Source organism: Tritonibacter sp. SIMBA_163 (assembly GCF_046535935.1).
GTDB lineage: Bacteria > Pseudomonadota > Alphaproteobacteria > Rhodobacterales > Rhodobacteraceae > Epibacterium > Epibacterium scottomollicae.
In genome coordinates, this window is the sequence record NZ_JAWJBP010000474.1 from 1 (window position 1) to 270 (window position 270).

Sequence of the window (270 nt, forward strand, 5' to 3'; positions counted from 1 at the left end):
GAAGGAGTCAGGTTACACATCCACCACATAAAACGGCTTTGATAACATCTGGGTTGATCTGTTGCAATCAGGCGACCAAGATGTTCACAGTTCCAACCAACCAAATTGTATTCCCAATCAGAAAAAACATAAAGTGCTTGTTTTAATCGTGCAATGGTTTTAGTGGGTTGAAATGCAATGTCTTCAATTCCAAGAACCAATTTTGCTTCAGTTCTTTCAAAAGGACACAACCCTTGACCAGTATCAAAGATATGAGTGTCCGAAAGACCG

The 270-nt window shown here is 40.0% G+C and carries 1 protein-coding gene; it reads right to left on the reverse strand.

Annotation, left to right across the window (positions count from 1 at the left end; genetic code table 11):
* Positions 1-270: hypothetical protein (locus tag R0J92_RS23175; protein ID WP_411053401.1), on the reverse strand; the 270-nt coding region annotated here is incomplete at both ends.